Below are 20,853 nucleotides of genomic sequence, written 5' to 3'. Positions count from 1 at the left end.
AAGGCAGTGTAGCACGTGAACTCGTGCGGCACGTGTTTGCATGTGGGACAATCCACGGGTGACTCTGCGCATCGACTTTCCCGAATCCCTGCCCGTCTCCGGCCGCCGCGGCGAGATCGAGGCCGCCATCGCGGCCCACCAGGTCGTCATCGTCTGCGGCGAGACCGGCTCGGGCAAGACCACGCAGCTGCCCAAGATCGCGCTGGCCATGGGCCGCGGCCGGCTGAACGCGCCGCAGGGCAAGGGCCGGCTGATCGGCCACACGCAGCCGCGCCGCATCGCCGCCAGCTCGGTGGCCAAGCGCATCGCCGAGGAGCTGAAGACGCCGCTCGGCGAGGTCGTGGGCTTCAAGGTGCGCTTCCAGGACCGGCTGTCGCGCAACGCCTCGGTCAAGCTGATGACCGACGGCATCCTGCTGGCCGAGACGCAGACCGACCCGCTGCTCAAGGCCTACGACACGCTGATCATCGACGAGGCCCACGAGCGCAGCCTGAACATCGACTTCCTGCTCGGCTACCTGCGCCGCATCCTGCCGCAGCGGCCCGATCTCAAGGTCATCGTCACCTCGGCCACCATCGACGCCGACCGCTTCGCCCAGCATTTCAGGAGCGGGCAGGGGCCTGCGCCCATCCTCTACGTCTCGGGCCGCATGTTCCCGGTCGAGCAGCGCTGGCGGCCGTTCGAGGAGTCGCGTGACCACGGGCTGAACGAGGCCATCGCCGAGGCGGTCGACGAACTCTGGCGCGATCCCCGCCAGGCGGGCGACATCCTGGTCTTCCTGCCCGGCGAGCGCGAGATCCGCGAGGCCGCCGACCACCTGCGCGGCCACCTGCAGCACCAGCCGGTGCTGCGCGACGCCCAGGTGCTGCCGCTGTTCGCGCGGCTGTCGCAGGCCGAGCAGGACCGCATCTTCGAGCCGCACGGCCAGCGCCGCATCGTGCTGGCCACCAACGTGGCCGAGACCTCGCTGACCGTGCCCGGCATCCGCTATGTGATCGACGCCGGCACCGCGCGCGTCAAGCGCTACAGCCTGCGCAGCAAGGTCGAGCAGCTGCTGGTCGAGCCGATCAGCCAGGCCGCGGCCAACCAGCGCGCCGGCCGCTGCGGCCGCGTGGCCGACGGCATCTGCATCCGCCTGTACGCGCAGGACGATTTCAACGCCCGCCCGCGCTTCACCGATCCCGAGATCCTGCGCAGCTCGCTGGCCGGCGTGATCCTGCGCATGAAGTCGCTGCACCTGGGCGAGGTGGAGGACTTCCCGTTCGTCGAGGCGCCCTCGAAGCGCGCCATCACCGACGGCTACCAGCTCCTCAACGAACTGGGCGCCGTGGACGAGCAGAACGTGCTGACCCCGGTCGGCGCCGAGCTGGCGCGGCTGCCGCTGGACCCGCGCGTGGGCCGCATGATCCTGGCCGCGCGCGAGCGGCAGGCCCTGAGCGAGGTGCTGGTGATCGCCGCGGCGCTGTCGGTGCAGGACGTGCGCGACCGCCCGCTGGACGCGCAGGCCCAGGCCGACCAGCAGCACGCCAAGTTCGACGACGAGAAGAGCGAGTTCAGCGGCTACCTGCGGTTGTGGCAGTGGCTGCACGACAGCCGTGGCGGGCGCCCCGCCGCCCGGCCAGCCCCCGCGGAGGGCAGCGAACCGCACGCAGGGGGGAGCGCGGCGGCCACATCCCAGACCCACAAGCTCAGCAACCGGCAGTACGAGCAGCTGCTGCGCCAGAACTTCATCAGCATGCGCCGCGTGCGCGAATGGCGCGACATCCACAGCCAGCTGCTGACCGTCGTGACCGAGCACCGCTGGAGGCTCAACGAAGTCCCTGCCAGCTACGAGCAGCTGCACAAGGCCATGCTGTCGGGCCTGCTCGGCAACGTCGGCTGCAAGCCCGAGGACGAGGACGTCTACCTGGGCGCGCGCGGCATCAAGTTCCACCGCCACCCGGGCGCGCACCTGAAGAAGCGGCCCGGCCGCTGGATCGTCGCCGCCGAGCTCGTGGAGACCACGCGGCTGTTCGGCCGCGGCATCGCCAACATCGAGCCGCAGTGGCTGGAGGAGGTCGGCGCCCACCTGCTGAAGAAGCAGCTGCTGGACCCGCACTGGGAGAAGAAGGCGGCCGAGGTCATCGCGCTGGAGCGCGCCACGCTGTACGGCCTCGTGGTCTACAGCGGCCGGCGCGTGCCCTACGGCCGCGTCGACGCGCCGGGGGCGCGCGAGATCTTTATCCGCGAGGGGCTGGTCGCCGGCGGCTGGGAGACCCGGCTGCCGTTCGCCGCGGCCAACCAGCGCACCATCGCCCAGGTCGAGGCGCTGGAGCACAAGTCGCGCCGGCAGGACGTGCTGGTCGACGACGAGCTGATCTTCGCGTTCTACGACGCGCAGCTGCCGGCCGAGGTCTGCAGCGGCCGCAGCTTCGAGGCCTGGTGGCGCGAGGCGTCCAGGGCCAACCCGAAGCTGCTGCAGCTCACGCGCGAGGAGCTGATGCGGCACGAGGCCGCCGGCATCACCACCGAGGCCTTCCCGCGCACCGTGCGCTTGGGCGGCGTGGACTGCGCGGCCAACTACCTGCACGAGCCCGGCAACGCGCGCGACGGCCTCACCGCCACGGTGCCGCTGTTCGTGCTGAACCAGGTCGCCGAGGAGCGCTGCGAATGGCTGGTGCCCGGCATGCTGAAGGAGAAGATCCAGGCGCTGCTCAAGAGCCTGCCGCAGCGCCCGCGCTCGCGCTTCGTGCCGCTGCCCGAATCGGCGGCGCGGCTGGCGGCGGAGCTGCCGTTCGCGCAGGGCAGCCTGATCGACGCGCTGCTGAAAGCCGTGCGCGACCAGACCGGGCTGGACGTGAAGCGGGCCGACTTCAAGCTCGACATGCTGGCCCCGCACCTGTTCATGAACCTGCAGGTCGTCGACGAGCACGGCCGCCAGCGCGGCATGGGGCGCAACCTCGGCGCGCTGAAGGCCGAGCTCGGCACGCAGGCGCGCGGTGCGTTCCAGGCGCTGGCGGCGCTGAAGACCGGTGCGCCGGCGCCGGCGCGGCAGCCGCCCGCGGCCGGCCCGCAGCCCGCCGCGGCGCCGGCGGCCAAGGCCCCGCCGGCCGCGCCGCAGCCGCCGGCCGGGCAGCGCCACACGCAGTGGGACTTCGGCGAGCTGCCCGAGCTGATGGAGATCCGCAAGGGGGGCCAGAGCGTGGTCGGCTTCCCGGCGCTGGTCGACGACGGCGATGCCGTGCGCATCGAGATCTTCGACGAGCCCGACCTGGCCGCCGCACGGCACCGCGCCGGGCTGCGCCGGCTGGTGGCGCTGCAGATCCGCGACGCGCTGAAGTACCTGGAGAAGAACATCCCCGACCTGCAGAAGATGGCCGTGGCCTACATGCCGCTCGGCACGCAGGAGGAACTGCGCGCCCAGGTCATCGGGCTGGCGCTGGAGCGCGCCTTCCTGGCCGATCCGCTGCCCGCGGACGCCGCCGCCTTCAAGCGCCGCGTGGAAGAGGGCCGCGGCCGCCTGACGCTGATCGCGGGCGAGGTCGCGCGCCTGGCCGGCACCATCCTCGCCGAGTACGCCGCGGCCCAGCGCAAGCTCAGGGACGCCCGCCCGCCGGCGGACGTGGCGGCCGACGTGCAGCAGCAGCTGCAGCGCCTGATGCCCAAGAACTTCCTGGCCGCAGCGCCCTGGGCGCAGCTGCAGCATTTCCCGCGCTACCTGAAGGCCGTGGCGCTGCGGCTGGACAAGCTGCGCGCCGACCCCGCGCGCGACGCGGCGCGCCTGGCCGAGCTCAAGCCGCAGGAGCAGCGCTACTGGCGCCTGGTGGCCGAGCGCAAGGGCCAGGCCGACGCGCGCATGGCCGAGCTGCGCTGGCTGCTGGAGGAGCTGCGCGTGAGCTTTTTCGCGCAGGAGCTGCGCACGCCGCAGCCGGTCAGCGTCAAGCGGCTGGACAAGACCTGGGCGCAGCTGCACCAGTGAGCCGGCGCCGCATGGGCCGGCGTCACAGGGCGCGCGGCCGCGGCGCCTTCGCACCTGGCGCGGTGGCCGCCAGCGCGTCCTGCCAGGCCTGGCGCCGTGCGGCCCGCCGCGCCGCCAGGTCGGCCGGCTTGTCCAGCACCAGCTTGTGGGGCGATCCCTGCCGCAGCGTCTGCGCGCCGATCGGTGCCGCCGCGGCCTGCAGCTGCGACTGCACGTGCGTCCGCCGCGCCTCGGCCATGGCCAGCACCAGCGGCTGCGCCGCGGGCTGGCCGGCCCAGCGGATCACCTGGCTGCAGTCGGCGCAGCGGCAGGTCCATTCGATGTCGAGCGCGTCGAGGCTGGCGTCGCTGGCGTCCGGTGCCGGGCGGGCCAGCGCCTGCCGCAGGGCTTCCGCCACGGCTGCCTGCAGGGCGCGCACTTCGGGCGCGGCTGCGGTGTTCCTCGGTAGCACCTTCCACAGCGGCGCCAGTTCGCGCAGCGGATACGCCAGGGGATGCGCCCGCAGGTGTTCCAGCAGACTGCGCTGCTGTGGCGTGGCCTGCGCCGGCCAGGGCTGCAGCGCGTCGGCCAGTTCGCACACGGCGGCCAGGCGCAGCGGCAGCGTCGCCTGGCGCTGCGCCGGCGTCGCGCGGGCGAGCGCCTTGTCGGCGCCGGCCAGCAGCGCCAGGCAGTGTGTCCGCATGGCGGCGCCCAGCGCGGCGGGTACGCCGGCTGCCGAGCAGGCGTCCAGGAACGCGCGCAGCGGGCTCGGCCACAGCCGCGGCTCCTGCTCGGCCTGGTACCAGGGCGAGGACCATGGCGATGCCGGCAGCGGGGCCCAGGCCTGCTCCAGCAGCTGCTGCGTCCAGGCGGCGCCGAACCGGCCGGCCAGCCGGGCCAGCGCCGGCGCGTCGCCGGGCTGCAGGTCGGCCCAGCGGAAGCCATCGCACAGCGCACGGGCCTGGGCCGCATCGGGCAGCGCGCAGGCCAGCTCCGCGTAGGCGGCGAGCACGGCGCGGCCGCGGTTGCGGCAGTGGAACTGCAGCGCCCCGCGCGCCGCGGCCAGGCGGCGGGCCAGCGCCTCGCCGCCGCCGGGCTGGCGGGCCAGCGCCAGCGCGTCGTCCAGCGCGGCGCCGATGTCGGAGACGAAGCGGCTGGCCTCGGCCCCGTGCGGCGTCTGCAGTACCAGGGCGGCGCGGCGGTACCAGAAGTCCAGCGTCTCGCCGTAATTGCCCATGTAGCCTTCGTAGGCCTCGTCGACCAGGAAGGACTCGCCGGTCTCGCTGAAGCCTTCGGCGTCGCGGGGCGACAGGGCCAGCGCGGCCCCGCGCCGCGGCTGGTCGTCGGCGTCGACCCAGAAGTCCAGCCCGATGTCCTCGTCGATCAGCTCGTCGGCCTCGGGCTCCTCGCGGCCGCGCCGTCCGGGCTGCATGACCGCGGTCCAGCTTTCGTGGATCTCGGCCAGCGCCAGGTGCATCCGCAGGCCCAGGGCCTGGGCGGCGGCGCGCAGCGCGTGGACGTGCAGCCGGTCGTCGCCCTTCAGCAGCGCCCAGCGCAGGCCGTGCTCGGTGTACTCGTGCTCCAGCAGGAAGGCCCAGGGCTCGGACCGGGGGCCGTCCGGCGTCTCGAACCGTGCGCGCAGCGCGGCCAGCAGCGCCGGATCGGGTGCGGACGGCCGTGCCGGCGCGCCGGGCGGCAGCACCAGGTCCAGCGTCAGCACCACGCGCCAGCCCTCGGCCACGGGCAGCACTTCGTGCCGGCAGTCCGCGTAGAAGGCGAACCAGCGCAGGCCGGGGGCCTGCAGGTGCTGCGACGCGAAGCCGGCCTGCGCGTCGCCGTGGCGCACGCGCAGTTCGCCGCCGATGTGGGCCGACGGCCAGACCAGCACCAGCGTGGCCACCATGCCGGGGTGCTTCTCGGTGTCCTGGTGCGGCTTGAAGAACTGGCCGGGGCCGTAGACCAGCAGGTTGTGCACGCGGGCCTGCAGGCCGGGCAGCCCCAGGCGCTGCGCCACGTCGGCCAGCAGCGCCGGCAGCGCGCCGTCGCGCCAGTGCAGTGCCAGCGCGCCGGCCGCGATCTCGCCGGTGTCGCGCACCCGCCGGTCCAGCCGCGTGGCTTCGCGCAGGCCGTGGCGGGCCGGCGTGCTGGCGCCGTGCAGGGCCTGGGCGGCGGCCGCGGCGAGCGGCTGCGCCAGCGGGCCGACGCCTGCGACCTCCACGGCCAGGGCGTCGAGCGCCAGCATGCCCTCGGCGCTGAAGCCGGGCGTCCCGGCAGGGGCGGTCTCGCGCGGCAGTTCCTGCAGCGCGCGCAGGATGGGGGAGAGGCTGTCGGACGGGGCGTGCATGGCGGTCGATCGGTCGGGCCGGGCATTGTCCCGCTACAGTGGCCGCCTGCCCCACGACTCCCACCACCATGAGCACCCTCGAACCCGCCGACATCTACACCGAACCGTATCCCGTCGACGTCGACACCCTGGCCAACCTCGGCCCGCTGCGCCCGCTGGCCGGCATCTGGGAGGGCCAGCGCGGGCTGGACGTCAAGCCCAAGGCCGAAGGCCCGAAGAAGCAGGCCTACGTCGAGCGCATCGAGCTGCAGCCGATCGACCCGCAGACCAACGGCCCGCAGCTGCTGTACGGCCTGCGCTACCACACGCACATCACCAAGCCCGGGCAGGTCAAGACCTACCACGAGCAGGTCGGCTACTGGCTCTGGGAGCCGGCGACCGGCACCGTGATGCACACGCTGACGATCCCGCGCGGGCAGACCGCCCTGGCCGGCGGCACCGTGTCGCCCGACGCCACCTGCTTCACGCTGGAGGCGACGCAGGGGCACGCGTACTTCGGCATCTGCTCGGCGCCGTTCCTGGAGCACAACTTCCAGACCGTGAAGTTCACGATCACCGTCACGGTGAACGCGGACGGTACCTGGAGCTACGACGAGGACACGGTGCTGATGATCCGCGGCCAGGCCGAGCCGTTCCACCACACGGACCGCAACCTGCTGGTCCGCAAGATCGCCGAGCCGACACCCAACCCGCTGGCCCGCCCGCCGGCCGCCTGAGCCCGGCCGGAGCAGCCGCCACGGCCGGGCCCGCCGCGACCTACAGCCGCGCCAGCCGCTCCAGCGCCGTGCGCAGCGTCGTTTCTTCCTTGGCGAAGCAAAAGCGCACCACGCGCTGGTCGAAGCCGCTCTCGTAGAACGCCGACAGCGGGATCGCCGCCACGCCGATCTCCGCGGTCAGCCACAAGCAGAACTCCGACTCGCTGAGCGGGCTGACCTGCGAGATGTCCACGCACTGGAAGAAACTGCCCTCGCTGGGCAGGATGCGGAACTTGGTGCGCGCCAGGCCCTCGCGGAACAGGTCGCGCTTGCGCTGGTAGAAGGCCGGCAGCTGCAGGTAGCGCTGCGGGTCCTCCATGTAGCGGGCCAGGCCGTGCTGCATCGGCGTGTTGACCGTGAACACGTTGAACTGGTGCACCTTGCGGAACTCGGCCGTCAGCGGCGCCGGCGCGGCCACGGCGCCGACCTTCCAGCCGGTCACGTGGTAGGTCTTGCCGAAGCTGGAGACCACGAAGGCGCGCGCCGCCAGGCCCGGGAAGCGCGCGGCGCTCTCGTGCTGGCGGCCGTCGAACACCATGTGCTCGTAGACCTCGTCGCTGATCAGCAGGACGTCGGTCGGTGCCAGCAGGTCCTGCAGCCGCAGCATGTCCTCGCGCGACCAGATCGTGGCGCTGGGGTTGTGCGGCGAGTTGACCAGGATCGCGCGGGTGCGCGGCGTGATGGCCGCGGCGATGCGGTCGAAGTCGGGCCGGAAGCTCCCCGGCGTCAGCGGCACGCGCACCACGGTGCCGCCGGCCAGCTCGATGTTGGGCACGTAGCTGTCGTAGCAGGGCTCCAGCACGATGACCTCGTCGCCCGGCCGCACGACGGCCAGGATCGCGGTCAGGATGGCCTGCGTGGCGCCGGCGGTGATGGTGATCTCGTCGGCGGCGCTGTAGCTGTGGCCGTGCAGCGCCGCGATCTTGGCCGCGATGGCCTCGCGCAGCGCCGGCACGCCGGCCATCGGCGGGTACTGGTTCAGGCCCGCGCGCATGGCGTCGGCCACGGCGTCGACCAGCTGCGGGTCGCAGGGAAAGTCCGGGAAGCCCTGGCCCAGGTTCACGGCGTTCTTCTCCGCGGCCAGCGCGGACATCACGGTGAAGATGGTGGTGCCGACCTTGGGCAGCTTGCTCTGCAGGGTGGGGGTGCGGGGTTCAGAGTTCATAGTCGTTGCCGTGGCCGGCCATCGCCTTGGCCACGAGATGGCGGTCCAGCCGGTCGCTCAGCAGTTCGGCGAAACGATAGACGAAATTGCGCAGGTAGGCGCCGCGCTTGAAGGCCACGCGCGCCACGTTCATGCCGAACAGCTGGCCCATCGGCCGCGCCACCAGGTCGGAGTTCGGGTCGTCGCGCACCGCCATCTCGGCCACGATGCCCAGGCCCAGGCCCAGGCGCACGTAGGTCTTGATCACGTCCGAATCGATCGCCTCCAGCGCGATGCGCGGCGCCAGGTGGCGCTGCGCGAAGGCGTGGTCCACCCGGGTGCGGCCGGTGAACGAGGGGTGGTAGGTGATGATGGGCTCGGCCGCGATGTCCTCCAGCGTCAGCCGCTCCTTCTGGGCCAGCGCATGGTCGCGGGGCAGCACCAGCATGTGCTGCCATTCGTAGCAGGGCAGGGTCAGCAACTCGTCGTAGTTGGACAGCGATTCGGTGGCGATGCCGATCTCGGCCACCTCGTCGATCAGCATGCGGGCCACCTGGTCCGGCGCGCCCTGGTGCAGGCTCACGTTGACCTTGGGATAGGCCTCGCGCAGCTTCGCCACCGGCACCGGCAGCACGTAGCGCGCCTGGGTGTGCGTGGTCGCGATCGACAGCGTGCCGCTGTCCTCGGCGCTGAACTGCTCGCCGATGCGCTTCAGGTTGCCGACCTCGCGCATGATCAGCTCGATGCTGCGCAGCACGTGCTGGCCCGGCTCGGTGATGCGCTTCAGGCGCTTGCCGTGGCGCGCGAAGATCTCGATGCCGAGTTCTTCCTCCAGCTCGATGATGGCCTTGGAGACGCCGGGCTGCGAGGTGTGCAGGGCCTTGGCGGCCTCGGTGAGGTTCAGGTTGCGCCGCGCAGCTTCTTGGACGAAGCGAAACTGGTGCAGATTCATAATGATTTCGCCTAAAGACGAGCTTCATTATGACTTGATTCGTCTATAGGAGAGCCAGTTCGGCGAACAGCTCCAGCGCGCGCGGATGCTCGCCGACCGGGGGCAGCACCTGCACGGCCAAGTCCGGGTGCTGCGCGCGCACGCGCCGGGCCAGCGCCGGCAGGTCCTCGCGCGCATGGCGGCCCAGGCCCAGGAACATCGGCAGGATGCGCAGCTCGTCCACGCCCAGCGCCGCCAGCTCGGCGGCGGCGGTGGCGAGGTCCGGCGCGCACAGCTCCAGGTAGGCGCAGCGCACCGGCACGCCCGGGGCGCGCCCGGCGACGCGCGCGGCCACGGCCTCGATCGGCGCGCGCCAGGCCGGGTCGCGCGAACCGTGGCCGAACAGCACGACGCCCTTCATCGCCGCAGCACCAGCCAGCCGAAGGCCGCCAGCGAAATGGCCGAATAGATCAGCCCCGGCGCCGCGGCCGTCAGCCAGGGCTGCCAGTTCTGCAGGTTGCCGATGTAGCCGAACACGTTGTTCAGCAGGAAGAAGCTGATGCCGGCCATGACGCCGCCGAACACGTAGCCGGTGATGCCGGTGTTGCGGAAGTGCAGGTAGGCGAACGGCAGCGCCAGCACCACCATCACGACGCAGCTGACCGGGTAGAACACCTTGCGCCAGAACTCGATCTCGAAGCGCTGGGCCGACTGCTGGTTGGCGTTCAGGTGCTGGATGTACTGGAACAGGTCCAGCGTGCTCATGCGGTCGGGCTTGAGCAGGGCGGTGGTCACCATCTCGGCGGTGATGGTGGTCGGCCAGCGCAGCGTGGGCAGCTGCTCGCGCTCGATGCGGGCCTGCGCGCCCTCGTGCCGGTAGACGGTGCGGCGCACGTTGTCCAGCTCCCAGGCGCCCTGGGTGAAGCGCGCGCGCTCGGCCTGCACGGCCGAGCGCAGCGCGTTGCGCGCGTCGAACTCGAAGATGCGCACGCCCTGCATCTGCCCGTCCGGCGCCAGCGCGGCGACGTTGGCCGCGTAGGAATGCTCCTGGCCGCCTTCCTTGAGCCAGGCGCCGGTCTGGCCGATGGTGATGCGGCCCTGGTAGCGCGCCTTCAGCAACTGGCCGGTGCGGTCGGCCAGCGGCGCCAGGTAGTCGCCGACCGCGAAGGTCAGCACCACGAACGCGAGGCCCAGCGTCACTAGCGTGCCGAGCGCACGCCAGGGGCCGAGGCCGCTGGTGCGCAGGATGGTGTATTCGGAGCTCTGGGCGAAGCGCGCCATCACGAAGATGGTGCCGATCAGCAGCGTGATCGGCAGCAGCTCGTACAGGTGGTTGGGCACCTGCAGCGCCACGTAGGCCAGCGCGTGCGTGAGCTGGTAGCCGGCGGCGCCGTAGCGGCCCACGTCCGACAGCTCGTCGACGAAGTCGAAGAAGAAGAACAGCGCCAGGAAGCCCAGCGTGACGAAGCCCACCGCGGTCAGCTGCTCGCGGTAGATCAGGCGGCGGATGGTCTTCATGCCGGTGCTCCGGCGGTCGGCGCGGCGGCGCGCCGGCTGCGCAGCCAGCCGCGCAGGCTGAAGCGGTAGTGCCGCTGCGCCAGCGCGGCCAGCGCCAGCAGCAGCACGCCGCCGTGCAGCGCCAGCAGGAAGGGCACGAAGCCCATGCGGCCGGCCGCGATCCAGCTCTGGCCCAGGTTGATCAGGTTGTAGTAGGCGACGAACGCGAACAGCGACAGCACCAGGTTGCCGCTGCGCGCCGAGCGCGGGTTGCCGCCGGCCAGCACCAGCGACAGCAGCAGGAAGTTGAAGGCCGCCAGCGCGAAGCCCAGCCGCCACGACAGCTCGGCCAGGTTGGCCGGCGAGGGGTCGGCCAGCAGTGCCGGCGTGGCCAGCGTGCGCGGGTTCGCGCGCTGCGGGCCGCTCGCGCCGCCGTCGCCGATGCGCGTGCCGTATTCCTGGAACTCGCTGATGCGCATGCCGTCCTTGCCGGGGGTGGTCTCTAGCCGCTGGCCCTCGGTCAGCAGCACGAAGCGGTCGTTGCCGCGCACCTCGGTGCGGGCCGCGCGCGCGGAGGTCACCGACTCCTTGTCCTTGTCCTGCTGCGACATGAAGACGTTGGTCACGCTCTGGGCGCTGGGCGAGTCGCGGTCCACGAAGAACACGCGGCTGCCATCGGCCGACTCCTGGAACTGGCCGGGAGCCACGCGCTCCACGTCGCTGCGCTGCTCGAAGCGCGTGCGCAGCTCCTGGATCTGCAGGTTGGCCCAGGGCCAGACCAGCAGCGCCAGGCTGGCCACCACCAGCAGCACCGGCCAGGCGAAGCGCAGCATCGGCCTGAACAGGCTGGCCAGGCCGCGGCCGGCGGAGAACCAGATCACCATCTCGCTGTCGCGGTACATGCGCGACAGCGTGGCCACGCAGGCCACGAACAGGCTCAGCGTCAGGATGGTCGGCAGGTGGCCGAGGATGGTGTAGCCCAGCACCAGCATCACGTCCGAGGGGTTCACGCGCCCCTTGGAGGCCAGTCCCAGCGTGCGGATCAGCAGCATCGTCATCACGATGGTGATCAGGGCGACGAAGGTGGCGCCGAAGCCCCGGGCCAGCTCCTTGCGCAGGGAGGAATGGAATAACATCGCCGCCGGATAAAAGGCGGGATTATGAACTTCGAACTCAAGTCCCTCGACGCCGCCGGATGCGCTGCCGCCAAGTGCGACGCGCTGCTCGTGCTTGTGCCCGAGGACTTCAAGCCGGGCGCCGACGCGCTGTCCGGCTGGATCGCACAGGCCCGCAAGGCGGGCGACTTCGAACCCAAGCCCGGCAAGACGCTGGCCCTGTACCGCCCGCAGGGCGTGGCCGCCACGCGCGTGGTGCTCGCCGGCAGCGGCGACGGCGCCGCGCGCCAGGTGCGCCAGGCCGTGCTGGCCGGCATGGGCACGCTGCGCCAGGCGCGGCGCCTGGTGCTGGCGTGCGCCGGGCCCTGGGCCGAGTCGGCGCTGCGTGCCGCCCTGTGCGCGGTGGCCGACGCCACCTACGCCTACACCGCCACCAAGTCCCGGCCCGAGCCGCGCAAGCTGGCCCAGGTCGTCGTGGCCGTGGCCGACGTGGCCGCTGCGCGCGCCGCGTTCGACCAGGCCGTGGCCCTGGTGGCCGGCGTGGAGTTCGCCAAGGAATGGGGCAACCGGCCGGGCAACCACGCCACGCCCGCGCTGATCGCCGGCGCCGCCAAGAGCCTGGCGCGCCACGGCGGCATCCAGTGCGAGGTGCTGGGCCCGCGCGAAGTCGCCAAGCTCGGCATGGGGGCCTTCATGGCGGTGGCCCAGGGCTCGCAGGAGCCGCTGCGCTTCATCGTGCTGCGCTACAACGGCGGCGCGCGCGGCACGGCGCCGACGGTGCTGGTCGGCAAGGGCATCAGCTTCGACACCGGCGGCATCTCGATCAAGCCGGCCGCCGAGATGGACGAGATGAAGTTCGACATGTGCGGCGCGGCCAGCGTGCTCGGCGTGTTCCGCGCGCTGGCCGAGCTGCGGCCCGCCGTCAACGTGGTCGGCCTGATCGCCAGCTGCGAGAACATGCCCGACGGCCATGCCATCAAGCCCGGCGACGTGGTCACCAGCATGAGCGGCCAGACCATCGAGATCCTGAACACCGACGCCGAGGGCCGGCTGATCCTGTGCGACGCGCTGACCTACGCCGAGCGCTTCAAGCCCGCGGCCGTGATCGACATCGCCACGCTGACCGGCGCCTGCGTGGTCGCGCTGGGCGGCGTGCGCAGCGGCCTGTTCGCCAACGACGACGCGCTGGCCGCGGCGCTGCAGGCCGCCGGCGAGGAGGCGCTGGACCCGTGCTGGCGCCTGCCGCTGGACGACGACTACGCCGATGGCCTGAAGACCCATTTCGCCGACGTGGCCAACGTCGCCGGCCGCGCCGCCGGCGCCGTGACGGCGGCCAAGTTCCTGCAGCGCTTCGCCGGCCAGCAGCCCTGGGCGCACCTGGACATCGCCGGCACGGCCTGGAAGAGCGGCGCCGCCAAGGGTGCGACCGGCCGGCCCGTCGGCCTGCTGCTGCACTACCTGCTGCAGGCGCAGCCCGCCGCCAAGGCGGCGCCGGCCCGCAAGCGCCGCAGCGCCGCCGCTGGCTGAGACCCGCCGTCCCGGGGCCATGACCGAGGTCGCGTTCCACTTCAACGCCCCCGACAAGCTGGCCTACGCCTGCCGCCTGCTGCGCAAGGCCCTCGTCCGGCAGACGCGCGCGGTCGTCACCGGCCCGGATGCGCTGCTGGGCCGGCTCGACCAGCAGCTGTGGACCTTCTCGCAGCTGGACTTCGTGCCGCACTGCCAGGCCGGCAGCCCGCCGCGGGTGCTGGACGCCTCGCCGGTGGTGCTGGCGCCCGACCCGCTGCAGGCGCCGGTGCACCCGGTGCTGGTCAACCTGGGCGACCTGGTGCCGGCCGGCTTCGAGCGCTTCGAACGGCTGATCGAGGTCGTCAGCGGCGATGCGGAAGACCGTGCGCTGGCGCGCGAGCGCTGGCGCCACTATGCCGCGCGCGGCTACGCCATCGTGCGGCACGACCTGGACCTCCAGCGGTGACCGGTCCGCAGCAGCCGCCCCGCACGCCGCCGCGCTACGTGCCGGTGCTGACCGAGATCGCCGATGCGCCGCCGGCGGTTCCGGCCGGCCCGACTGCCCCGGCCGCCGCGGCGGTGGTGCCCGCCGCCTCCGCCGGGCCGCAGCTTCCGCCGCCGGCCCCACCGCTGGCCGACGCGCAACTGCTCGAGCATGCGCTGGGCCGCATCGACGAGGCGGTCGAGCGCCAGGTGCAGCGGCTGCTGCCCCGCCTGCGCCAGGAGATCGGCGCCGCCGTGCGCCAGGCCCTGGCCGAAGCCCTGGCCGCCGCGCCGCCGCCGCGCCAGGGCCGGTGAAACCCCTGTGGGTTTTCTGCCGAGCCGGCGCCGGCCGGCCCGCGAACGGCCGGGGCGGCGCGGTATAAACACATTTTTCGTTCGTTCCGTCTCTGGAGGATTGATATGCAGTTGAAATGGACCGCGGTCGCCCTGGCCGCCATGGCGCTGGTCGCGTGCGGCAAGAAGGAAGAGCCCGCTCCGGCTCCGGCACCCTCCGCGGCTGCTCCGGCTCCGGCAGGCGAGACCATCACCGTCAAGATCGGCCACGTCGCGCCCACCAGCGGCCCGATCGCCCACCTGGGCAAGGACAACGAGCTGGGCGCGCGCATGGCCATCGACGAGCTCAATGCCGCCGGCTTCAAGATCGGCGACAAGGTCGCCAAGTTCGAACTGCTGGCCGAGGACGACGCGGCCGATCCCAAGCAGGGCACGGCCGTGGCGCAGAAGCTGGTGGACAGCCAGGTGCAGGGCGTGGTCGGCCACCTGAACTCCGGCACCACCATCCCGGCCTCCAAGATCTACAGCGACGCCGGCGTGCCGCAGATCTCCCCGTCGGCCACCAACCCCAAGTACACCCGCCAGGGCTTCAAGACCACGTTCCGCGTGGTGGCCGACGACGTGCACCTGGGCGGCACGCTGGGCAAGTACGCCGTCAACGAGCTGAAGGGCAAGTCCATCGTCGTGATCGACGACCGCACGGCCTACGGCCAGGGCGTGGCCGAGGAATTCGAGAAAGCCGTCAAGGCCGCCAACGGCAATATCGCCGGCCACGAGTTCACGACCGACAAGTCCACCGACTTCAACGCCATCCTGACCAAGCTGAAGGCGGCCAAGCCAGACATCCTGTTCTACGGCGGCATGGACGCCGTGGCCGGTCCGATGCTGCGCCAGGCCAAGCAGCTGGGCCTGAAGGTCAAGTTCATGGGCGGCGACGGCATCTGCACGACCGAGCTGGCCAAGCTGGCCGGCGATGCGCTGGCCGACGACCAGGTCGTCTGCGCCGAGGCCGGCGGCGTGGACGGCGACCTGAAGGCGGGCGTGGACAAGTTCAAGGCCGACTTCCAGCAGAAGTTCAACGTCGACGTGAAGCTGTACGCGCCCTACGTGTACGACGCGGTCAAGGTGCTCGCCACGGCCATGCAGAACGCCGGCTCGCCCGCGCCCGAGAAGTACCTGCCCGAGCTGGCGAAGATCGACTACAAGGGCATCACCGGCAACATCGCCTTCGACGAGAAGGGCGACATCAAGAACGGCGCGCTGACGCTGTACACCTACAAGGGCGGCCAGCGCGAGCAGATCGCCGTGGTGCGCTGACGTTCTCCCGGCACTGCCGGCAGCGTGATGAGAGGGCCTTCGGGCCCTCTCGTCGTTTCAGCGCCGCGGATCGACCGCCGCCGCCAGCCGCGCCGGCACGGGCAGCGGCTCGCCGTGCAGCCGGGCGGCCAGCAGCTCGGCCATCAGCGGCGCCAGCGTGAGGCCGCGCGCGCCCAGCGCCGTCAGCCCCCACAGCCCGGGCGGCGCCAGCGGGCCGGCCAGCGGCAGCCGGTCCGGCGCGGCGCAGCGCACGCCGGCCCAGGCCTGCGGCGGCGGGTGCTGCGCCAGCGCCCGGGCCGTGGCCGGCAGCAGCACGGCCAGGCGGTCCAGGTTGTAGGCCAGGTCCGCGTCGCGCACGTCCGTGCGCTCGTCGCCGCGGCCGAAGCTGGAGCCGGTGATCCACCGCGGGCCGTCGTCGCCCGGCACCGGCGCGATGAAATGGCCGTGGCCGTTGACCGGCCAGGGCGGTGCCGGCAGGTCCGGCGGGCACGGGCCGAAGCTGACCTGGCCGCGCACGGCGCGCAGGTCGGGCGGGGCATCCAGCGCGGTGCGCAGCAGCGCGGCGCTGCCGCTGCCGCCGGCCACGACCAGCAGCGCGGTGTCGCCGAGCACGGCGCCGCCGGCGCCCTGCAGTTGCCAGCCGCGGTCCGTGGGCTGCAGGCGGGCGACGGCGCAGCCGCCGCGGAACGCGATGGCCGGATGCCGCAGCAGCGCCTGCACCAGCCGCGCCGGCCGGACCCAGCCGGCGAGCGCATGCCAGCGTGCCGGTGCGTCCGCGTCGAGCCCGGCGAGGCGCAGCAGGTCGGCGGGCGCAGGGCGGCTGAAGCGGTCGTCCGGCGTGCCGGCAGGCCGTGCGCCGGCACTGCGCAGGCGCCGCTCCAGCACGCCGCTCAGCGCGAAGTCCACGCCCGGCGCCAGCAGGCGCTGCAGCAGCGTGGCCGTGCAGCGTGCGCCGGCGCGCGTGAGCTGCGACAGCGGCGTGTCCTCGGCCGTGTCGTGCGGCGCGAACAGGCCGGCGGGCAGGGCCGAGGCGCCGGCCGCCGGCGCCGGGGCGGCGTCGAGCACCTCGACTTGCCAGCCACGCTCGGCCAGCGCGCGCGCCACGCAGGCGCCGGCCAGGCCGGCGCCGAGTACGGTGCAGCGGCCGGGCGCGGGCAGCGGCCCGGCATGCTCCCAGGGCTGCGGGCGGTGGCGCGGCGTCCAGGTCGGTGCGTAGACGGCCTGCAGCCGCTCGCGCTTGGGCGGCACGCCGGGCACGCGCTCGCACTGGAAGCCACATTGCGCCAGCGCGTCGCGCACGGCGCGCGCCACCGTCCAGGTGGCGAGGCGGGTGCCGCGCCGGCAGTGGCGCGCGACGGCTTTCAGCGTGGCGAGGTCCCAGATGCCGGGATTGAGCGCCGGGCTGAAGCCGTCGAGGAACACCGCGTCGGCCTCGCCGGCCAGCTCGCGCAGCATGGGTGCGGCCTCGCCGATGGCCAGCGTCAGCAGCACGCGCCCCTGCTCGAAGCGCAGGCGGTGCACGCCGGGCCGCAGGCCCCAGTACTGCGCGGCCAGCTCGGCGGCCAGCGGCTGCAGCTCCGCGTGCGCGGCCACGCTGCGCAGCAGGTCCTCGGCCGAGGCCGGGTGCGCCTCGACCGAGACGAAGTGCAGCCGCCCGGGCCGCGCGGGGTCGCCGCGCCAGGCGTGCCAGGCGACCAGGAAGTTCAGTCCCAGGCCGAAGCCGGTTTCCAGGATCGTCCAGTGCGGGTGCTGCGCCCAGGCGCCGGGCAGGCCGCAGCCGTGCAGGAACACGCCGCGCGCCTGGTCCAGGCCGCCGCCGGCCTCGGAGCGGTAGCGGTCACCGTAGCGCGGGTTGTAGGGGGCGCCGTCGGCCAGCCACTCGACCGGCTCGCTCACGCGTTCACTGCGCGGGCGGGACGTAGCCTTGCGCGACGTCGGCGCCGGCGCCGAAGAAGTGGTTCTCCATCTGCCGCGCCAGATACTGGCGGGCGCGCTGGTCGGCCATGTTCAGCTTGTTCTCGTTGATCAGCATGGTCTGCTGGCGCAGCCAGGCGGCCCAGGCCTCCTTGCTGACGTTCTCCCAGATGCGCTTGCCCAGCGGGCCGGGGTAGGGGGGCAGGTCCAGGCCTTCGGCTTCGCGGCCGAGCTTGACGCAGTTCACCATGCGTGCCATGTCGAATTCCTCCGTGCGGGCCGTGGGCGGCCCGGTGCAAACCGCGGGATTATCGGCCGCCCAGCAAGTCCTCCGTGATCAGCCGCCAATGCGCCGGCTCGACCGGCGTGATCGACAGGCGGTTGCCGCGCCTGAGCACCTGCAGCTGCGCCAGCTCCGGGTGCGCGCGCAGCTCGGCCAGGCCCAGCAGCCGCGTCTTGCGCAGCGCCTGCACGTCGCGCAGCAGCCAGCGTGGCGCCTCGGGTTTGGACGCCGGGTCGTGGTAGGGCGAGGACGGGTCGAACTGCGTCGGGTCCGGATACGGGCCGGAGGCCACGCGCGCGATGCCGGCGATGCCCGGCTCGGGGCAGCTGGAGTGGTAGAACAGCACGCCGTCGCCGACCTGCATCGCATCGCGCATGAAGTTGCGCGCCTGGTAGTTGCGCACCCCGGTCCAGGGCACGGTGCGGCCGGGCGCGGCCAGCGCGTCGTCGATCGAGCATTCGTCGGGCTCGGACTTCATGAGCCAGTAGCGCGGGGCGTCGGAATTCATGGCGGGCGGCGGGTGGCGGGCGGATACGTCCCGCGCGAGCATGCCACAGCGGCACCGCCGTGCTGGTGCTGCGCGCCGCCGCGCCAAGCGCGTAGAGTCGCCAGCCCATGCTGAGCCACCGCCAACTGCGCTACTTCGTCGAGATCGTGGACGCCGGCGGCTTCAGCGCCGCGGCCGAGCGGCTGTTCATCGCGCAGTCCGCGCTGAGCCGCCAGGTGCGCGAGATGGAGCAGGCGCTGCAGGTCCCGCTGCTGCTGCGCGACAGCCGCAGGCTGCAGATGACGGCCGCCGGCCGGGCGCTGTACGCGGATGCGCGCCGCATCCTGGCGGCGCTGGAGTCCGCCGTCGCGCATGCGCGCCACGCCGGCCGCGGCACGGCGGGCCAGCTGCAGCTGCTGCATTCCAGCTCGGTGCCGCTGGACGCGCGGCTGCAGGCCGTGCTGCGCGCGCACGCGGCGCAGCAGCCGGGCGTCGCCATCGAGATCGCGCAGGCCTCCTCCGAGGCGCAGGCGCTGGAGATCCACGAGGGCCGGGCCGACCTGGGGCTGGCGCGCGCGCCACTGCTGCGCCGCTACGAGGGCGTGGCCTACCAGCCGCTGTGGCGCGAGCCGCTGCTGGCGCTGGTGCCGGCCGGCCATGCGCTGGCGGGCGCGGCGGCGGTGCCGGTGGCGGCGCTGCGCGGGGAGGCGTTCGTCGCCACGCCGCACCTGGAGCGCGGCGGCCTGGGCCAGTGCGTGGCCGCGCTGTGCCGCGCGGCCGGCTTCGCGCCGCGGCCCGCGCCGGTGCGCTCGCGCAAGTGGACGCAGCTGGCGCTGGTGCAGGCCGGCCTGGGCATCGCGGTCGTGCCGCAGTCCATGGCGCGGCTGGCGCCGCCGGGCGTGCAGGCGCTGGCGCTGGACGACGCACAGGCCACGAGCGAGGTCGTGGGCCTGTGGCGGCACGACGCCGGCGAGATGGTGCAGCGCTTCGCCGCGCTGCTGCGGGCCGCGATCTGATTTCGAGAAGCTCGGCGGCCGTTTTCTGTATTGGCGCCGGCGCGCGGCGGCCGCTAGATTGCCCGGCATGGATGCCGTTCTCGCCGCCTTGCCGATCCCGCCCGACCAACTGCTGCCGGCCCTGGCCGGCGTCACGGCGGCCTACGTGGTGTTCGGCCTGGCCGGCTTCGGCACCGCGCTGGTGGCCGGGCCGGTGCTCGCCCACTGGTGGCCGCTGGCCACCATCGTGCCGCTGCTGGCCTTGCTGGACTGCGCGGCGGCGGCCCTGGGCCTGCTGCGCGACGGGCGCCAGGCCGAGCGCGGCGAACTGCGCCGCCTCGTGCCCTGGATGGCGCTGGGCAGCCTGGGCGGCGCGGCGCTGCTGCTGGCGGGCCGGCCGCAGGCGCTGCTGCTGGCGCTGGGTGTGTTCGCGGCGGGGCATGCGTGCTACCAGCTGCTCGTGCGCCGGCCGCAGCGCCGCTTCGGCCCGGGCGCGGCGCTGCCGTTCGGCCTGGTCGGCGGCCTGTGCTCGGCGCTGTTCGGCAGCGGCGGCTTCCTCTACGCGATCTACCTGTCCGGCCGCGTGGCGGAGCCGACGCGCCAGCGCGTCACGCAGTCGGCGCTGATCGGCCTGTCCACGCTGACGCGGCTGGTGCTGTTCGCGCTGGCCGGCGTGTACGCGCAGCGCGGCGTGCTGGTGCTGGCGGCCTGCCTGCTGCCGGCCATGCTGCTGGGCAGCGCGATCGGGCGCCGGCTGGTGCTCGGCATGCCGCGCGAGCGCTTCCTGCGGCTGGTGCACCTGGTGGTGCTGGGCTCGGGCCTGTCGCTGCTGGCGCGCTACGCGGCGGGTTGAGCCGGAAATCCCGGTCCGCCGTGCTCAGCGCGAGGCCGGCGTGCCGGGCGCACCGGCGGCCGGGGCGGCATCGGGCACGCGGCGCGCCTCGAACGCGATCGGCGGATTGCTGCTGTGCCCGCCGCTGATCTCCAGCCTGAAGGCCAGCACCTCGTCGGGCGGCTGGCCGCGCAGCTCGGCCGCGTAGGCGTGCGTCAGCTCCTTGCTGGAGTCGCCGACGCGCTCGATGCTGTGCGTCTCGAAGTGCAGGTTGCCGCCGTCCACGCGCAGCCGGCCGATGGCGCGCGGATAGCCCAGGAAGGTGGCGCTGCCGGTCAGTTCGCCGGCATGGCGCTGGAATTCGAAGCGTTCGTCGTAGCGGTCGCCCCAGGCGTACCGCACCGGGCCCTGCCAGCTGCCGACGAAGCGCGCCGCCGCGTCCGCCGGCGCGCCGCCGCCGGACCGCCAGGCCACGCCGGCGGCCAGCGCCGCCACCAGCACGGCCGCCAGCACGCCGCCGACCAGCAGCGGCCGGCGCGCGCGGCGCGGTGCGCCGTCGATGCCGGCGGCCAGGCGGTCGACGTCGGCGTCCCAGTGCGGGTCGCCCAGTTCCAGCGCGTTGCGCCGCGCCAGCGCCTTCAGCGGCTCGGGCAGCTCGGCCTCGGCGGGCATGCGCGTGCCGGGCAGCAGCACCGGGATCACCTGCGCGCCGCCGTGCAGCGCCACTTGCACTTCCAGGCGCACGAAGTCCTGCGGGTCGTCGATGCGGCGGGCGCCGCCCGGCGCCTCGCCGGCCCAGCGCGGGCCGATCAGCACCAGCACCGTGCGCGCGCCGGACAGGCTTTGGCGGATGGTGTCGACGAAGTCGGCGCCGGGCGGGATGTCGAGCAGGTCGCGGAACACGCTGCCGTGGCCCAGGCGCTTCTCCAGCGCTTCTTCGAGCCGGCCGGCGTAGCCCGCCGCGTCGTCGCGCCGGTAGGAGATGAACACGCGCTCCGCTGCGGCCATGGCGCGTC

General features: G+C 73.4%; 18 protein-coding genes. 8 read left to right on the top strand and 10 right to left on the bottom strand.

The window, feature by feature from the left end; translation table 11 throughout:
• Positions 1-40 precede the first annotated feature (40 nt).
• On the top strand, positions 41-3,958 hold the full coding sequence (gene hrpA, locus QM782_RS00540) for an ATP-dependent RNA helicase HrpA (protein WP_415200991.1): 3,918 nt from the start codon (positions 41-43) through the stop codon (positions 3,956-3,958).
• Positions 3,959-3,980: 22 nt separating this feature from the next.
• Here the strand turns inward: hrpA and QM782_RS00535 are convergent, their stop codons facing one another.
• Positions 3,981-6,281, bottom strand: a complete 2,301-nt coding sequence (locus QM782_RS00535) for a 2OG-Fe(II) oxygenase (RefSeq protein WP_415200990.1) — start codon at positions 6,279-6,281, stop codon at positions 3,981-3,983.
• Positions 6,282-6,349: 68 nt separating this feature from the next.
• On the opposite strand from QM782_RS00535, the gene QM782_RS00530 reads away from it, so the two are divergent.
• Complete coding sequence (locus QM782_RS00530) at positions 6,350-6,997, top strand: FABP family protein (RefSeq protein WP_415200989.1); 648 nt, start codon at positions 6,350-6,352, stop codon at positions 6,995-6,997.
• Positions 6,998-7,037: 40 nt separating this feature from the next.
• Here the strand turns inward: QM782_RS00530 and QM782_RS00525 are convergent, their stop codons facing one another.
• Genes QM782_RS00525 through lptF form a run of 5 tightly spaced genes read right to left on the bottom strand, consistent with a single transcriptional unit; the run spans position 7,038 to position 11,744 of the window.
• A complete protein-coding gene (locus QM782_RS00525; RefSeq protein ID WP_415200988.1) occupies positions 7,038-8,201 on the bottom strand; it encodes a pyridoxal phosphate-dependent aminotransferase in 1,164 nt (387 codons plus the stop codon).
• Positions 8,191-9,132: a CysB family HTH-type transcriptional regulator gene (locus QM782_RS00520; RefSeq protein WP_415200987.1), complete on the bottom strand. Its 942-nt coding sequence runs from the start codon at positions 9,130-9,132 to the stop codon at positions 8,191-8,193. The genes QM782_RS00525 and QM782_RS00520 overlap by 11 nt, the downstream gene beginning before the upstream one ends.
• A 43-nt stretch (positions 9,133-9,175) precedes the next feature.
• Positions 9,176-9,532, bottom strand: a complete 357-nt coding sequence (locus QM782_RS00515) for a sirohydrochlorin chelatase (protein ID WP_415200986.1) — start codon at positions 9,530-9,532, stop codon at positions 9,176-9,178.
• On the bottom strand, positions 9,529-10,629 hold the full coding sequence (lptG, locus tag QM782_RS00510; RefSeq protein WP_415200985.1) for an LPS export ABC transporter permease LptG: 1,101 nt from the start codon (positions 10,627-10,629) through the stop codon (positions 9,529-9,531). Before lptG ends, QM782_RS00515 begins: the two co-directional genes overlap by 4 nt.
• Positions 10,626-11,744, bottom strand: coding sequence for an LPS export ABC transporter permease LptF (lptF, locus tag QM782_RS00505; protein WP_415200984.1), 1,119 nt, complete (start codon positions 11,742-11,744; stop codon positions 10,626-10,628). Before lptF ends, lptG begins: the two co-directional genes overlap by 4 nt.
• 24 nt (positions 11,745-11,768) lie before the next feature.
• On the opposite strand from lptF, the gene QM782_RS00500 reads away from it, so the two are divergent.
• The 4 genes from QM782_RS00500 (at position 11,769) to QM782_RS00485 (ending at position 15,326) form a co-directional block, all read left to right on the top strand.
• Positions 11,769-13,250, top strand: a complete 1,482-nt coding sequence (locus tag QM782_RS00500; RefSeq protein WP_415200983.1) for a leucyl aminopeptidase — start codon at positions 11,769-11,771, stop codon at positions 13,248-13,250.
• Between the two features lie 19 nt (positions 13,251-13,269).
• Positions 13,270-13,698 (top strand): DNA polymerase III subunit chi, encoded by a 429-nt coding sequence (locus QM782_RS00495; protein ID WP_415200982.1) that lies wholly within the window; start codon positions 13,270-13,272, stop codon positions 13,696-13,698.
• Positions 13,695-14,030, top strand: coding sequence for a hypothetical protein (locus QM782_RS00490; protein ID WP_415200981.1), 336 nt, complete (start codon positions 13,695-13,697; stop codon positions 14,028-14,030). The genes QM782_RS00495 and QM782_RS00490 overlap by 4 nt, the downstream gene beginning before the upstream one ends.
• A gap of 105 nt (positions 14,031-14,135) precedes the next feature.
• Complete coding sequence (locus tag QM782_RS00485) at positions 14,136-15,326, top strand: branched-chain amino acid ABC transporter substrate-binding protein (protein WP_415200980.1); 1,191 nt, start codon at positions 14,136-14,138, stop codon at positions 15,324-15,326.
• Between the two features lie 57 nt (positions 15,327-15,383).
• Here the strand turns inward: QM782_RS00485 and mnmC are convergent, their stop codons facing one another.
• The 3 genes from mnmC to QM782_RS00470 are packed head-to-tail and all read right to left on the bottom strand — an operon-like array spanning position 15,384 to position 18,031.
• Positions 15,384-17,222, bottom strand: coding sequence for an FAD-dependent 5-carboxymethylaminomethyl-2-thiouridine(34) oxidoreductase MnmC (gene mnmC / locus QM782_RS00480; protein WP_415200979.1), 1,839 nt, complete (start codon positions 17,220-17,222; stop codon positions 15,384-15,386).
• A gap of 4 nt (positions 17,223-17,226) precedes the next feature.
• Entirely contained in the window at positions 17,227-17,499 is a 273-nt protein-coding gene (locus tag QM782_RS00475; protein WP_415200978.1) for an oxidative damage protection protein, read from the bottom strand.
• Positions 17,500-17,548: 49 nt separating this feature from the next.
• Positions 17,549-18,031: an EVE domain-containing protein gene (locus tag QM782_RS00470; RefSeq protein WP_415200977.1), complete on the bottom strand. Its 483-nt coding sequence runs from the start codon at positions 18,029-18,031 to the stop codon at positions 17,549-17,551.
• A gap of 107 nt (positions 18,032-18,138) precedes the next feature.
• On the opposite strand from QM782_RS00470, the gene QM782_RS00465 reads away from it, so the two are divergent.
• Positions 18,139-19,026, top strand: a complete 888-nt coding sequence (locus tag QM782_RS00465; protein ID WP_415200976.1) for a LysR family transcriptional regulator — start codon at positions 18,139-18,141, stop codon at positions 19,024-19,026.
• Between the two features lie 67 nt (positions 19,027-19,093).
• Positions 19,094-19,858 (top strand): TSUP family transporter, encoded by a 765-nt coding sequence (locus tag QM782_RS00460; protein WP_415200975.1) that lies wholly within the window; start codon positions 19,094-19,096, stop codon positions 19,856-19,858.
• Between the two features lie 24 nt (positions 19,859-19,882).
• Here the strand turns inward: QM782_RS00460 and QM782_RS00455 are convergent, their stop codons facing one another.
• Positions 19,883-20,845, bottom strand: coding sequence for a toll/interleukin-1 receptor domain-containing protein (locus tag QM782_RS00455; protein ID WP_415200974.1), 963 nt, complete (start codon positions 20,843-20,845; stop codon positions 19,883-19,885).
• Positions 20,846-20,853 lie beyond the last annotated feature (8 nt).

This window comes from Pseudorhodoferax sp., from assembly GCF_047601025.1.
In the GTDB taxonomy this organism is placed as follows: domain Bacteria; phylum Pseudomonadota; class Gammaproteobacteria; order Burkholderiales; family Burkholderiaceae_C; genus Pseudorhodoferax.
This window is presented reverse-complemented; position numbering and strand designations above follow the sequence as displayed.

Bases quoted from the DNA above. Each gene is read 5' to 3' on its own strand.
- hrpA (WP_415200991.1), top strand. From the start codon at position 41: ATGTGGGACAATCCACGGGTGACTCTGCGCATCGACTTTCCCGAATCC.
- QM782_RS00535 (WP_415200990.1), bottom strand. From the start codon at position 6,281: ATGCACGCCCCGTCCGACAGCCTCTCCCCCATCCTGCGCGCGCTGCAG.
- QM782_RS00530 (WP_415200989.1), top strand. From the start codon at position 6,350: ATGAGCACCCTCGAACCCGCCGACATCTACACCGAACCGTATCCCGTC.
- QM782_RS00525 (WP_415200988.1), bottom strand. From the start codon at position 8,201: ATGAACTCTGAACCCCGCACCCCCACCCTGCAGAGCAAGCTGCCCAAG.
- QM782_RS00520 (WP_415200987.1), bottom strand. From the start codon at position 9,132: ATGAATCTGCACCAGTTTCGCTTCGTCCAAGAAGCTGCGCGGCGCAAC.
- QM782_RS00515 (WP_415200986.1), bottom strand. From the start codon at position 9,532: ATGAAGGGCGTCGTGCTGTTCGGCCACGGTTCGCGCGACCCGGCCTGG.
- lptG (WP_415200985.1), bottom strand. From the start codon at position 10,629: ATGAAGACCATCCGCCGCCTGATCTACCGCGAGCAGCTGACCGCGGTG.
- lptF (WP_415200984.1), bottom strand. From the start codon at position 11,744: ATGTTATTCCATTCCTCCCTGCGCAAGGAGCTGGCCCGGGGCTTCGGC.
- QM782_RS00500 (WP_415200983.1), top strand. From the start codon at position 11,769: ATGAACTTCGAACTCAAGTCCCTCGACGCCGCCGGATGCGCTGCCGCC.
- QM782_RS00495 (WP_415200982.1), top strand. From the start codon at position 13,270: ATGACCGAGGTCGCGTTCCACTTCAACGCCCCCGACAAGCTGGCCTAC.
- QM782_RS00485 (WP_415200980.1), top strand. From the start codon at position 14,136: ATGCAGTTGAAATGGACCGCGGTCGCCCTGGCCGCCATGGCGCTGGTC.
- QM782_RS00475 (WP_415200978.1), bottom strand. From the start codon at position 17,499: ATGGCACGCATGGTGAACTGCGTCAAGCTCGGCCGCGAAGCCGAAGGC.
- QM782_RS00470 (WP_415200977.1), bottom strand. From the start codon at position 18,031: ATGAATTCCGACGCCCCGCGCTACTGGCTCATGAAGTCCGAGCCCGAC.
- QM782_RS00465 (WP_415200976.1), top strand. From the start codon at position 18,139: ATGCTGAGCCACCGCCAACTGCGCTACTTCGTCGAGATCGTGGACGCC.
- QM782_RS00460 (WP_415200975.1), top strand. From the start codon at position 19,094: ATGGATGCCGTTCTCGCCGCCTTGCCGATCCCGCCCGACCAACTGCTG.
- QM782_RS00455 (WP_415200974.1), bottom strand. From the start codon at position 20,845: ATGGCCGCAGCGGAGCGCGTGTTCATCTCCTACCGGCGCGACGACGCG.